The 13,128-nt window shown below is 70.2% G+C and carries 7 protein-coding genes; 4 read left to right on the top strand and 3 right to left on the bottom strand.

All coding sequences use genetic code 11. From position 1 onward, the window contains the following. Positions 1 to 189 precede the first annotated feature (189 nt). The 3 genes from JYK17_RS13305 (at position 190) to JYK17_RS13295 (ending at position 7,869) form a co-directional block, all read left to right on the top strand. The gene (locus tag JYK17_RS13305; RefSeq protein ID WP_222810432.1) at positions 190 to 1,698 is read left to right on the top strand and encodes an MFS transporter; all 1,509 of its coding nucleotides are present in this window, start codon (positions 190 to 192) and stop codon (positions 1,696 to 1,698) included. A 95-nt stretch (positions 1,699 to 1,793) separates the two neighbouring features. After that, complete coding sequence (locus JYK17_RS13300) at positions 1,794 to 3,269, top strand: MFS transporter (RefSeq protein WP_222810431.1); 1,476 nt, start codon at positions 1,794 to 1,796, stop codon at positions 3,267 to 3,269. Positions 3,270 to 3,594: 325 nt separating this feature from the next. Beyond that, positions 3,595 to 7,869 carry a discoidin domain-containing protein gene (locus JYK17_RS13295; RefSeq protein ID WP_222810430.1) on the top strand — a complete coding sequence of 1,425 codons (4,275 nt, stop codon included), beginning with the start codon at positions 3,595 to 3,597 and terminating at the stop codon, positions 7,867 to 7,869. Positions 7,870 to 7,925: 56 nt separating this feature from the next. Here JYK17_RS13295 and JYK17_RS13290 read toward each other — a convergent pair whose 3' ends face one another. Both JYK17_RS13290 and JYK17_RS13285 read right to left on the bottom strand, forming a co-directional pair. Next, the gene (locus JYK17_RS13290; protein ID WP_222810429.1) at positions 7,926 to 9,485 is read right to left on the bottom strand and encodes a mucoidy inhibitor MuiA family protein; all 1,560 of its coding nucleotides are present in this window, start codon (positions 9,483 to 9,485) and stop codon (positions 7,926 to 7,928) included. A 4-nt stretch (positions 9,486 to 9,489) separates the two neighbouring features. Next, a complete protein-coding gene (locus JYK17_RS13285) occupies positions 9,490 to 11,565 on the bottom strand; it encodes a DUF4139 domain-containing protein (RefSeq protein WP_222810428.1) in 2,076 nt (691 codons plus the stop codon). 129 nt (positions 11,566 to 11,694) lie between these two features. On the opposite strand from JYK17_RS13285, the gene JYK17_RS13280 reads away from it, so the two are divergent. Further along, on the top strand, positions 11,695 to 12,489 hold the full coding sequence (locus JYK17_RS13280; RefSeq protein WP_108014216.1) for an SDR family NAD(P)-dependent oxidoreductase: 795 nt from the start codon (positions 11,695 to 11,697) through the stop codon (positions 12,487 to 12,489). A gap of 3 nt (positions 12,490 to 12,492) precedes the next feature. Here the strand turns inward: JYK17_RS13280 and JYK17_RS13275 are convergent, their stop codons facing one another. Continuing rightward, positions 12,493 to 13,071, bottom strand: coding sequence for a TetR/AcrR family transcriptional regulator (locus tag JYK17_RS13275; protein WP_108014215.1), 579 nt, complete (start codon positions 13,069 to 13,071; stop codon positions 12,493 to 12,495). Positions 13,072 to 13,128 lie beyond the last annotated feature (57 nt).

The following is a 13,128-nucleotide window of genomic DNA, read 5'->3' as shown; positions in this document are numbered from 1 at the left end:
TCAGTAATATGACGCCCCGTGAGCGGCATCACACCGGCGTCCGTGAGCGGCGTCCGTGCGGGTCCGCCCCGCTCGCCTGGGTACTCGGACGTGTCCCTCGACCGTTTTTCGGCCGTTCCCCGGTTTGCGGCAGCCGTCGGCGAGCAGACGATCTCGCGGCACCCGTGCCAGGCTGAAAGGAGCGTGCTCATGACCGACAACGAGTCCGGTCTCCTCGTCGGCGACGCGGACCCTGGAGCGGTCAGACGACATCGCACCCTGTTCAGGGCCGTGCGCCGGCGCAGGAACCCGCCACTGCGCCGTACCGACATCACCGTCACCGACGAGGCGGCCGTCAAGAGGGCGGTGAAGGCGGCCTCGCTCGGAAACGCCATGGAGTGGTTCGACTTCGGGATCTACAGCTATCTCGCGGTCACCATCGGACACGTCTTCTTCCCCTCCGGGAACGACACCGTCCAGCTGCTGTCGTCCTTCGCGACCTTCGCGGTGGCCTTCTTCGTACGTCCCCTCGGCGGCATGTTCTTCGGACCGATGGGCGACCGGATCGGCCGTAAGAAGGTCCTCGCCCTGACGATGATCCTCATGGCGATCGGCACGTTCGCGATCGGTCTGATCCCCTCGTACGCCACCATCGGCTTCTGGGCCCCGGTCCTGCTGATCTTCTTCCGGCTGATCCAGGGCTTCTCCACCGGAGGCGAGTACGGCGGCGCCTCCACCTTCATCGCCGAGTACGCGCCCGATCTGCGCCGAGGCTTCTACGGCAGCTTCCTCGAACTGGGCACCCTCGCCGGCTATGTCGGCGCGGCCGGGCTGGTCACGGCCCTGACATCGGTGCTGGACAGCGGCGGCATGGACGCATGGGGCTGGCGGGTGCCGTTCCTGGTGGCCGGTCCCATCGGAATGATCGGTCTCTACCTGCGGCTCCGGCTCGACGAGACACCCGCCTTCCAGAAGCTGGAGGACGGCTCGATGCACCGGGCGTCCGATGCCGCGTCCGCGGTCGAGACGACCACCGGCAAGGACCTCACGAAGATCTTCCGCGACTACTGGCCGACCCTCGTCCTGTGCATCTGCCTGGTCGGCGCCTACAACATCGCCGACTACATGCTCCTGTCGTACATGCCGACCTATCTGTCGGACGACATGGGCTATTCCGAGACCCACGGGCTGCTCGTCCTGATCGCCACCATGGTCGTGCTGATGCTGATCGTGAACCAGGTGGGCCGACTGTGCGACCGGCTGGGCCGAAAGCCGCTGCTGATGACCGGGATGCTCGGGTTCCTCGTGCTGTCCCTGCCGGCGTTCCTGCTGGTCAGGCAGGGCAGTCTGGTGGCGGTGTCGGCCGCGATGCTGATGCTCGGACTCTCGCTGGTCTGCCTGCTCGGCACCATGTCCGCCACCCTGCCCGCGCTGTTCCCGACGGAGGTCCGCTACGGCTCCCTGTCCATCGGCTACAACTTCGCGGTCTCCCTGTTCGGCGGCACCACGCCCTTCGTCATCACCGCGCTGATCTCGGTGACCGACAACGAGCTGATGCCCGCCTTCTACGTCATGGGCGCATCGCTCGTCGGCGTGATCGCCGTGCTGTGCATGCGGGAGACGGCGCGCCGGCCGCTGGCCGGGTCGCCGCCCTCAGTCGCCACGGCGGAGGAGGCCGACCGCATGGTGGAGAGCCAGGCGCCGACGCCCAGGTTCTGACGCGCGTCGGCGTGGTATGCCCGTAAAGGTGTGCATGTCCTGATCGAAACAGGGCCACGGGCAGGTGCAGGCCCACGGCAGGCGAAGGAGGAGCGGTGCCGACGCAGGCGGGTGACGGAACGGATCCACGGCGCTGGAAGGCGCTGTGGGTCACGCTGGTCGCCGGGTTCATGAGCCTGCTCGACGTCACGATCGTGGCGGTCGCGCTGCCGTCCATGCAGCGCGACCTGCACGCGTCGGCCCCCGCCATCCAATGGGTGGTCTCCGGTTACGCCCTCGCCTTCGCCCTGGTCCTCGTCACCGCGGGCCGGGTCGGTGACGCTATCGGCAGGCGCCGTATCTTCCTGCTGGCCCTGGGGGCCTTCGTGCTGTGCAGTGCGGCGGCGGGCGCGGCGCCCACCATCACCTTCCTGGTCGCCGCCCGCCTCGCCCAGGGCGTCGCGGCGGGCTGTCTCGCCCCGCAGAACTCCGCGCTCATCCAGCAGATGTTCCGCGGGGCCGAACGCGGCCGCGCCTTCGGCCTGTTCGGCGCGGTCGTGGGCGTCTCCAGCGCCGTGGGCCCCATCGCGGGCGGGCTCATCCTCGCCCTCGCCGACGGCCCGCAGGGCTGGCGGTGGATCTTCTACGTCAACGTCCCCGTCGGCGCCGTCGCCCTGCTGCTGGGCATCCGGTTGCTGCCCAGGACGACACCGGGCCGTCGGGAACAGCTCGACCTGGTCGGTGTCGCCCTGCTCGGGTGCGGAGTCCTGGCGCTGATGCTGCCGCTGGTGCTGGCCGAATCGGGCGGCGTACGACGGCTGTGGTGGTTGTTTTTGCTGGGCGCGGTGTGCCTGGCCGCCTTCGTGCGGTGGGAGCGGCGCGTCGCGGCACGAGAGGGCCAACCGCTGCTGGACCCCCGGCTGGTGACCTCCACGCGCGGCTATGCCGTCGGCGCCACCATCGGCACGCTGTACTTCGTCGGCTTCAGCGGGGTGTGGCTCGTCTTCGCGCTGTTCTTCCAGAACGGCCTGGACTACTCGCCCCTGCGCTCGGGTCTCGCGGTGACCCCGTTCGCGATCGGATCGGCCCTCGGGGCGGCGGCCTCGGGCCGTCTCGTGGACCGGCTGGGCCGGCTGCTGACCGTGTGCGGCCTGGCCGCCGTGGTGCTCGGCCTGGGCGGCACCGCGCTCATCCTGCTGCTCGAACCCGCCCATGTGGCCGCCTGGATCACCGCTCCCCTCCTGTTCGCCGGCGGCCTGGGCAGCGGCTGTGTCATCTCCCCGAACATCACCATGACCCTGCGCGACGTGCCGGTGCGGATGGCGGGCGCGGCCGGAGGCGCCCTGCAGACCGGGCAGCGGCTGGGCGGTTCGATCGGTACGGCCGCCCTGCCCGGGCTCTTCTACGTCGTGCTGAGCGCAGGCGCCCACAACTACCGCACCGCCGTGGCGACTTCCGTCGGCCTGGGCACCCTCCCCATCGTCTGCTCGCTCGCCCTCGCGATCCACGACTGGCGACGCGATCTCCGCGCCGAACGGCAGCCGTGCCCGCCGGAGGCCTCGAACAGTCACCTGCACGCGGGCCAGGGCTGAGACGCCGGGCCCTCGATATGCACGGAGTTTCGTAGAGCTACGCAAGAATTTGCGTTCCTTGCGTGTGCTTGCGCTGTGCGATGCAAGGTGTGGGAACATCGCAATTTTCCCGCTGGAGTGCGGGAGTTGACGGTGAAAAATGCGGTGCGCGTGCAGTAGACGTGCTCACATTGCTCTGCAATATTGCGATGAAACAGTGCAAGAAGCTGCGCATGCATTCCCTGCTTCATGGCAGAGGGGGTCGTGTGCGCCGTCGCTCTGCCCAGGAACGAGCCGTCCTCGCCGCCCCTTCCGGCGCGCGCACCTTCGCAGGGAGTGACCACGCATGATGCGACACAAACCGAGATCCTTCAGACGGCGCGCGGCAACGGCCGCGCTCGCCTCCGCCGTCCTGGCTCTGGGCATGCCCGCCGTCGGCGCGCACGCGGCCGGCGGTCCCAATGCCGCGGCCGACACGGCGACCAGGGCCGGCAGCGCCCTTCGCGCACACTCGGCCGCCAATGTCACCGACGGCGACAACAGCACCTACTGGCAGGCCGGGAAGAAGTCGGCGCAGTGGGTGCAGACCGACCTCGGCAAGACCAAGCGCGTACGCCAGGTCGTGCTGCGGCTGCCCGAACAGTGGAGAACTCGCAAGCAGACACTGGCACTTCAGGGCAGCGCGGACGGGAAGAGCTTCGCCACGCTCAAGTCGTCGGCGCAGTACGTCTTCAGCCCCGGCAACGGCAACACGGTGAAGGTCTCCTTCCCCGCGACCCTCGCCCGCTACGTGCGCGCCGACTTCACCCGCAACTCGGTCGCCGAGACCGCCCAGCTCGCCGAGATGCAGGTCCTCACGAGCGCCGCCTCGACCCCCAACCTCGCCCAGGGCAAGCCCTTCACGGAGAGCGGGCACGCCGATGTCTACGGCGCCGCGAACGCCGGTGACGGCAACCGCGACACCTACTGGGAGAGCAAGAACAACGCCTTCCCGCAGTGGCTCCAGGTCGACCTCGGCTCCTCGGTCAAGGTGAACCAGGTGACCCTGCGGCTGCCTGGCGGCTGGCCGAGCCGCAGCCAGACCCTCAAGATCCAGGGCTCCACGGACAACCAGAACTTCACCGACCTCACGGCCTCGAAGGCGTACACCTTCGACAGCGGCAACGACCAGTCGGCGACCGTCAGCATCGACACCACCACGACGCGATACGTCCGCGTGCTGATCACCGCCAACACCGGTTGGCCCGCAGGGCAGTTGTCCGAGCTGGAGGTCTACGGACCCGCGACCGGCGACACCCAGGCGCCCACCGCGCCTACGAACCTGAGCTACACCGAACCGGCCACCGGACAGATCAGACTGACCTGGAGCGCGGCCACCGACGACACCGCCGTGACGGGCTACGACATCTACGCCGACGGCCAGTTGCGCGCGAGCGTCGCAGGGAACGTGCTGACCTACACCGACACCCAGCCCGCCGGCAGCGACATCACGTACTACGTACGCGCCAAGGACGCCGCCGGCAATGTCTCCGCCAACAGCAACAGCGTCACCCGCAAGGGAGCGGGCGGCGACACGCAGGCCCCCACGGCGCCCGGCAACCTCGCCTACACGCAGTCCGGCGGCGACGTGAAGCTCACCTGGCAGGCGTCCAGCGACAACGTCAAGGTCACCGGCTACGACGTCTACGCCGACGACCGGCTCGTCAAGTCCGTGGCGGGCGACGTCACGACGTACACCGACACCCCGTCCGCCGCCGCCACGGTCACCTACTACGTGAAGGCGAAGGACGCCGCCGGGAACGTGTCCGTGGCGAGCAACAGCGTCACCCGGCCCGGCACGACCGACGGTGGCTCGAACCTCGCCGAGGGGAAGCCGATCGAGGCCTCGTCGTACGTCTTCACCTATGTCGCCGCCAACGCCAACGACGGCCAGAACAGCACCTATTGGGAGAGCGCGGGCGGCGCCTACCCGGCCACTCTCACCACCAAGCTGGGCGCCAATGCCGACCTCAGCCAGGTCGTCGTCAAGCTCAATCCGGACGCCGCCTGGTCCACGCGTACCCAGAACATCCAGGTGCTCGGCCGCGACCAGGACGCGACGGGCTTCACCAGCCTCGCCGCGGCGAAGGACTACACCTTCAACCCGGCGAGCGAGAACACCGTGACCATCCCGGTCTCCGGCTCCGCCGCCGACATCCAGCTCAAGTTCACCTCCAACACCGGTGCCCCGGGCGCGCAGGTCGCCGAGTTCCAGGTGATCGGCACGCCGTCCGCCAACCCGGACCTCAAGGTCACCGCCCTCACCAACTCGCCCTCGGCGCCGGTCGAGTCGGACACCATCAGCCTCTCGGCGACCGTCACCAACAGCGGCAGCAAGCCGTCCAAGGCCACCGACGTGAACTTCACGCTCGGGGGCACGAAGGCCGCCACGGCGGACGTCCCGGCCCTCGCGGCCGGCGAGTCCAAGACGGTCACCGCGAGCATCGGGACCCGGGACGCGGGCAGTTACCCGGTGGGCGCCGAGGTGGACCCGTCGAACAAGGTCATCGAGCAGAACGAGGCGAACAACGTTTTCACCCGCTCCGACGCACTCGTCGTCAAGCCGGTCTCCAGCTCCGACCTGCTCGCCGCCCCCGTCTCCTGGACCCCGTCCAGCGCCTCGTCCGGTGACGAGGTCAAGTTCACCGTGGCCATCAAAAATCAGGGAACCGTGGACTCGGCCTCCGGCGGCCACGACGTCACGCTGACGATCCAGGACTCCAAGGGCGCCACCGTCAAGACGCTCACCGGCTCCTACAACGGCGCCATCGCGGCGGGCCGGACGACCGCACCGGTCGACCTCGGCTCGTGGACGGCGGCCAACGGCAAGTACACCGTGAAGACCGTCATCGCCGACGACACCAACGAACTCCCGGTCAAACGGGCCAACAATACCACCACACAGCCCCTGTTCATCGGCCGCGGCGCTGACATGCCGTACGACATGTACGAGGCCGAGGACGGCACGGTCGGCGGCGGCGCCAAGGTCGTCGGCCCCAACCGCACCATCGGCGACCTCGCTGGCGAGGCGAGCGGCCGCAAGGCGGTCACCCTCAACTCGACCGGACAGTACGTCGAGTGGACCACCCGCGCGGCGACCGACACCCTGGTCACCCGCTTCTCGATCCCCGACGGCACCGACACGACACTCGACGTCTACGTCGACGGCCAGTTCCTCAAGCCGATCGACCTCACCTCCAAGTACGCCTGGCTGTACGGCAACGAGACCTCGCCCGGCAACTCACCCGGCTCCGGCGCCCCGCGCCACATCTACGACGAGGCGAACCTGCTGCTCGGCAAGACCGTCCCGGCAGGCTCCAGGATCCGGCTGCAGAAGGACGCCGCCAACACCTCCACCTACGCCATCGACTTCGTCAACACCGAGCAGGCGACGGCCGATCCCAACCCCGACCCGGCCGCCTACGCGGTCCCGGCCGGTTTCTCGCACCATGACGTGCAGAACGCGCTGGACCAGGTCCGCATGGACACCACGGGCAGGCTCGTCGGCGTCTATCTGCCCGCGGGCGACTACGAGACCTCCAGCAAGTTCCAGATCTACGGCAAGGCCGTCAAGGTCGTCGGAGCCGGGCCGTGGTTCACCCGCTTCCACGCACCGGCCTCCCAGGAGAACACCGACGTCGGCTTCCGGGCGGACGCAACTGCCAAGGGCTCGACCTTCGCCGGCTTCTCCTACTTCGGCAACTACACGTCCCGGATCGACGGTCCGGGCAAGGTGTTCGACTTCTCCAATGTCTCCGACGTCACCATCGACGACATCTGGGTCGAGCACATGGTGTGCCTGTACTGGGGCGCCAACACCGACAACATGACCATCAAGAACTCCCGCATCCGTGACATGTTCGCCGACGGCATCAACATGACGAACGGCTCCACGGACAACCACGTCGTCAACAACGACGCCCGCGCCACGGGAGACGACAGCTTCGCCCTGTTCTCCGCGATCGACGCGGGAGGCGCCGACGAGAAGAACAACCTCTACGAGAACCTGACCTCGACCCTCACCTGGCGGGCGGCCGGTATCGCGGTCTACGGCGGCTACGACAACACCTTCCGCAACATCCGGGTCGCCGACACCCTGGTCTACTCCGGGATCACGATCTCCTCGCTGGACTTCGGCTATCCGATGAACGGCTTCGGCACCGAACCCACGACGATCGAGAACGTCTCCCTGGAACGGACGGGCGGCCACTTCTGGGGCGCGCAGGTCTTCCCCGCCATCTGGGCGTTCTCCGCCTCGAAGGTCTTCCAGGGCATCAGGGTCAACGACGTCGACATCGACGACTCCACCTACGGAGGCGTGATGTTCCAGACCAACTACGTAGGAGGACAGCCGCAGTTCCCGGTGAAGGACACCGTCTTCACCGACATCTCCATCACCGACTCCAAGAAGAGCGGCGACGCCTTCGACGCCAAGTCCGGCTTCGGCATCTGGGCCAACGAACTGCCCGAACCCGGCCAGGGCCCCGCGGTCGGCGAGGCCACCTTCCGCAACCTGCGGATGAGCGGCAACGCCCAGGACGTCCGCAACACGACCAGCACATTCAAGATCAACATCGAGTAGTGCCGTGAGCGGTGCACAACAGTGCGGGGCCACCCTCGGTCAGGGTGGCCCCGTGCTCACAGCCCGACGACCTTGCCGCTCGCCGAGATCTCGTAGACCAGGGTGACCGTGCGGCGGCCACCGGGTGCCAGACGAAGGTCCCAGCGGGCGATGCCGTCGGCGTCGATCGCGTCGGGCTCCGGCGCGCAGGCTTCCTTGCGCAGTCGTACCTCCACGGCCGAGACCTCGGAGACCGGGATCCGTTCGCGCAGGGCGACGACCTGCTCACCCGTTTCTCCGGGTGCGGAGAAGCGGGACACATGCAGGCGCACTGTGCGGGTGATCAGGGTCCGCTGGGTCAGCGTCGCGGTGTCGCGGGACTCCTCGGCGTGCCGGATCACGCGGTAGTCGTCGTGGCTGCCGAAGGCCAGCTCGACCGGGGCGCCCGGAGCGGTGAACTCCAGCGTCCCGCGGCCGGTGAACCCGCTGCCTCGTACGAGGTCCACGGGTCCGGCCAACAGCGCGTGGCCGGACGTGTTGTCGAACCGCACGACCTCGGTGACCAGCGGCGACAGTTCGGGGGAGGAGGAGTACTCCCTGCTCGCGGCGGTGGTGATCGCGGTGAGCGGCACCCGGTGGGCGCGGCCGTCCGTGGGGACGGAGACGGCCGTGGGGGAGTGCAGGACGCGCGCCTGGCCGCCGTCGTCCACGCCGGGAAGACCGAGCACCGGGGTGGGGCCGAGGTCGGCGATGTCCTCCTCCCGCAGCTCCACGTCGACGGTTCGGCGTTCGGCGGCGGAGCGGTCCCTGAGGGTGAGCCGGTCCTCGGTCAGCCGCGGTGGGTCGGTGGTCAGCGCGGAGCGTGCCGTCGACAGGGTGAGCCGCACGTCCGACCAGTCCTCGCCCGTGCGCTGCCACACCATCGCGTCGGTCTCCAGCGTCAGCGCGTCCGCGTCGAGTACGGCACGGTAGGCCGGGCGCCACAGGGCGCACGAGGTGAGGTGGGTCAGACGCAGCCGGACCGGTCCGGCTGCCTCGGCCTGCACGGTCAGTTCGACATGGCCGACCAGTTCGGCGGGCTGCTCCTCGGCGAGGTCGAGGGCCTGCCGGGCCTCCGTGAGTTCGGTGGACAACACCGCCAACCGGGCGTCGGCGGCGCGGAGTTGCTCGCCATGCGATGCGCGTTCGGCGTCGATCCGGTCCAGCTCCCGGGTCCAGCGGGCCTCGTCCGTCTCCCCGAAGCCGGTCCCCTCGGCGATGTCCCGCAGCAGATCGGCGGCGAGTTTTCCGAGCAGGTCGAGGCGGGTGCGCAGCCGGTCGCCCTGGTGGCCGCGGGCCTGCCGTTCCTCTTCCAGGGCATGGATCCGCAGACGCAGCACGGAATCGTCGGCGGAGGGTTCGGGGCTTCGCGGCGTCCAGGTGCGGACGATCCGTGCGTCGAGGACCGTCGCCCCGTGCTCACCCGTCAGTTCCGCATGGAGCGTGCGGTCGACCGCGAGCGCGCTGATCGGACCGAGGCGCAGCCGCTGGACGCCGGCGCGCAGGTCGAGTCCGGTGGTCCGCTCGACGTGGGCGCGGTCCTCCAGGCAGGTGACGGCCGTGACGGGCAGGGGGATCGGCAGGGTTTCCGTGGGCATCGTGTCAGCTCCTGCGGTTGCCGCCGACCAGGGCCTTGGCGGCCGGGACGCGGATCTCGTAGCCGCCGTCGAGGGCGGCGCTGCTGCCGGCGGGCAGGTCCACCCGCCAGATGCGGGTGCCCGGGGCGTGGCGATCGGGTCCGGAGTCCTGCTCGGGGGTCGTCCAGTCGGCCCGTTCCTCGATCCGGACGTCCGGTTCGGAGGTGACCGGGACCTGTTCGCGGACCTCGACGGTGACGGTCTTGGCGAGCCGGTTGGCCAGTTCCACATGGACCTGGTGGTCGAGCACGGTGGTGTTGCCGCGCAGACCTGCCGTCGACTCGCGCAGGTTGGTCCGGCGGGTGACCCGGATGCCCTCGGCCGGGCCAAGTCCCATGCGGCGGACACCGCCGGGGGCGAGTGTCGGCAGGGCGGCGGTCAGCAGGAAGTCCTCGTCGACGGTGACCTCCACCGGGCCCGCCAGCAGGGCCTGTTCGGTGGCGTTGGAGAGTACGAGCGTGGCGTAGACCGTCTGTTCCACGGACGGCACGCACACGTACTCGGTGCGCAATCCGACCGGGATCTCGGTCACCGTGACGGTGTGCCAGGTGCCGTCGGAGGGGATGTCGGCGCGGGCGACCGCGTCGAAGCGGTGGTCGAAGGAACCCGCCGACTCGCGCGGCCGCACGGCGTGTCCGGGCAACGGCAGCGCGGACACCGCTTCGGCACGGCGGCGGTACTCCACCGCCACCGGGTCGTACGTCAGCTGCGGGAAGAGCCTGCCCCTGCGGTCCTCGGGCTCGTCCGCACCGGACAGCACGAGCGCGGCGTAGTCGAGCTCCGCGCCGCTCGGCCGGGGCGGGCCGTTCACCACGGGCGGCGGCTGGGGCGGCGGCGCGCTCATGCCCGGGGCCGCGGGAGCGAAGGCGGCGGGAGCGGCGGCGCGCTCGGCCGGAGCTTTGCGACGCGGTCGTCCGGACGGCGAGGACGGCGACGACTGCGAGGACGGCGCCGCGTCGAGCATGGCGTCGTCGAAGTCCTCCTCCAGGACGGCGCCGTAGCCGGACTCGGCGGGTGCGGCGGGCGCCACCATGCCGTACGCCTGTGCCGGCGGTGGGGGCGGCGGTGGGGCGGAACCGGCTCCCGCGACGGCAGCGGCAGCGGGCCTCGCGTTCGAGGCTGGGCGGGGGCCCGCCGCGTCGTAGCCCGCGAACAGGTCGGAGAGGCCCGCGGGAGGCTCGCGCCAGCCGGAGGGTGCGGGGGCGGGCTGGCGTCGGCCGACCCGGATCGAGCGCAGCCTCGGCAGGTCGGTGCGGCGCCGCAGATCCGCGGTGGCCAGGGCGATGCGCACCCCGGTCCAGTCCTCTCCGGTGCGCTGGGCGACCGAGGCGCGCAGCACCAGGGTTCCGCCGTCGTCGTCCTGACGGTGCGTCAGGCGATAGGCGGGGACCCAGACGGCACCCGGCACGCCGTACTCGACCTCCAGCTCCACCGGTCCGGATCCGTCCAGGGTCAGCAGCGCGCCGACGGTGGTCTCCACGGGCCCGGACGGTACGGCGGTGGAGGCGCGGACCCAGCGGTCCGTGGCGAGGGAGAGCTCGTGCTCGGCGCGGCGCAGCTCCTCCTCCAGCTCCGCGAGCCGTTGATGCAGGCCGCGCAGTCGTTCGTCGACGAAATCGGCGAGCCGCAGCCATGCGTCGGCGGGTGTGCGGCGGGGCGGGTCCTCTCGCTTGCGGCCCGGCGGAACCGGGCGCAGCGCCGCGACCTCGGCGATTTGGCTCAGCTGCCGGTCACGGTGCCCCTGGGCGGCTTCGTACGTGTCCCGCAGCCGTTCCATCTCGTGCCGCAAGGTGTCGGCCGTCTCGGCGCCGGACGGTTCGGCGTCCACCTCCACGCGCACCTCGGTGACCCGTACACCGCTGTCACCGACGACTTTGGCGCGCAGCGAGCCCGCATCCATCGAGCGGGGCAGCCCCGTCACCCGCACCCGGCCGCCCTCCGGCACCGTGCCGCGGGCCACCCGGGTGCACAGCGCGCCCTGCGCGTACACCACGACCGCGTCGAGCGTCGACGCCCATCGCTGCACTTCCTCGGATTTCATGCACTCCGCCCCCGTCGTGTCCGTGCCGTGCGGGACAGTATCCGGTGATCATCGAGGGGGACAAGACACGACAGGGACGTACAACGAAGGCGGCGTCGCGAAAGCGGCGCACACGAAGGGGCGTACGAGATGCGTATTGATCTGAGCGGTCGCACGGCACTGGTCACCGGTTCCACGCAGGGCATCGGCGCGGCGATCGCCGCCGGTCTCGCCCGCGCCGGTGCCCGGGTGGCCGTCAACGGCCGCAGCGCGGAGCGCGCCGAGGAGACGGCCGCCCGGCTGGCGCAGCAGGTGCCGGGAGCCGAGCTGGTGCCCGTGGCGGCGGACGTGACCACCGAGGAAGGGGCGGAGCAGGCGCTCGGCGCTCTGCCGCAGGTGGACATTCTCGTCAACAACCTCGGGATCTTCGGATCCGCCGACCCCATGGAGATCACCGACGACGAATGGCGCCGCTACTTCGAGGTGAACGTCCTCGCGGCGATCCGGCTGACCCGCCTCTGCCTACCCGGCATGACCGAGCGGGGATGGGGGCGTGTCCAGTACATCGCCAGCGACTCGGCCGTCGTCATCCCCGCCGAGATGATCCACTACGGCATGTCGAAGACCGCCCTGCTCGCGGTCGGCCGTGGGTTCGCCAAGCAGGCGGCCGGTACCGGCGTGACGGTGAATTCGGTCATCGCGGGTCCCACCCACACCGGTGGGGTCGAGGACTTCGTGTACGAGCTCGTCGACCGTGACCTGCCCTGGGACGAGGCCCAGCGCGCCTTCATGCGCGAGCACCGTCCGCAGTCCCTGCTGCAGCGGCTGATCGAGCCGGAGGAGATCGCCAACATGGTCGTCTACCTCAGCTCCGACCAGGCGTCGGCCACCACGGGCGGTGCGCTGCGGGTCGACGGCGGATACGTCGACTCCATCCTGCCCTGACCTTCAGGTTCGCGGAGCCCCGGCCCGCAGGCCGTCCATGACGAGGTCGAGGAGCCGGGCGGCGCGGGGCCGCCAGTCCTCGGCGGGGGGCAACTGCCACAGGCCGGCGATGGTCAGCAGGAAGTCGTCGGGGGTCAGGCCGGGGCGGATGGTGCCCGCGTCCTCGTTGGCGCGCAGGAGGAGTTCGGTCGCGTCGGTGAGGGGGGTGGGGGCGGGCTTGGCGGGGCCGCCCGGGGTGCTCGTGGCGAGGCGCATCGCATCGGCCAGGCCCGCCTTGGTCATGGCGAACTCGGCCAGCCGGTCCATCCAGGTCCGCAGCGCCTGCTGCGGCGGCAGCTGTTCGAGCAACTGGGCCGCGTGATCGGCCACTTGCTGCATCTCGTGGCGGTAGATCTCCAGGACGAGCGCTTCCCGGTTGGGGAAGTTGCGGTAGAAGGTGCCCTGCCCGACGCCCGCCTTCTTGGCGATCGCGCTGAGGGGCGCGTCCGGGCGCAGCGTCAGCTCGGCGAGGGCGACCTCGAGAATGCGCTCACGGTTGCGCTGGGCGTCCGAGCGCAGGGGCGCGTCGTCGTTGTGCTGCACTCGTCACTCCTCGCGGGCCGGCGCCGAAACCCGTCCTTGCCAAGCCGTCCTTGCTAA

Origin of the sequence: Streptomyces plumbidurans (assembly GCF_019857225.1) — a bacterium.
GTDB lineage: Bacteria > Actinomycetota > Actinomycetes > Streptomycetales > Streptomycetaceae > Streptomyces > Streptomyces plumbidurans.
The sequence above is the reverse complement of the archived record's forward strand: the minus strand, read 5'-3'. Positions and strand labels throughout refer to the sequence as shown.